Raw genomic sequence first — 324 nt, 5'->3', positions numbered from 1 at the left:
CAATCACCAATACACAAGGACAAAAAACAATTAAACAAACCACTCAAAAGATTCTCACTCCTAATAGTTATCCAAACTATCCTGCAAGATTATTCTTTAAATCTAAACAAAAACTCTCTATTGGAATCTTAAAAGCTTATGCTAATCCTTATCAAGAAAAATCCTATGATTATTTTCTTGATAATGAAGAAGAAATCTTTATTGCAGACAAAGAAGAAATCATTTGTGTTTGTGCTTACTTTTATAAAGAAATAGAAAAAGATAAACTCCTTAGTCAAAAGAAAAGAGAAATCAATAAAAACACGAATGTTGCCATTACTTGGT

General features: G+C 28.1%; 1 protein-coding gene. It reads left to right on the top strand.

The genetic code is table 11. The annotated features are described in order from the left end of the window. On the top strand, positions 1–324 hold a 324-nt coding region (locus tag LS69_RS10725; protein ID WP_194145510.1), incomplete at both ends, for a hypothetical protein.

This window comes from Helicobacter sp. MIT 05-5294 (assembly GCF_000765675.1).
GTDB lineage: Bacteria > Campylobacterota > Campylobacteria > Campylobacterales > Helicobacteraceae > Helicobacter_D.
Note: the sequence above shows the minus strand (reverse complement) of the source record. Positions and strands in the feature narration are given on the sequence as shown.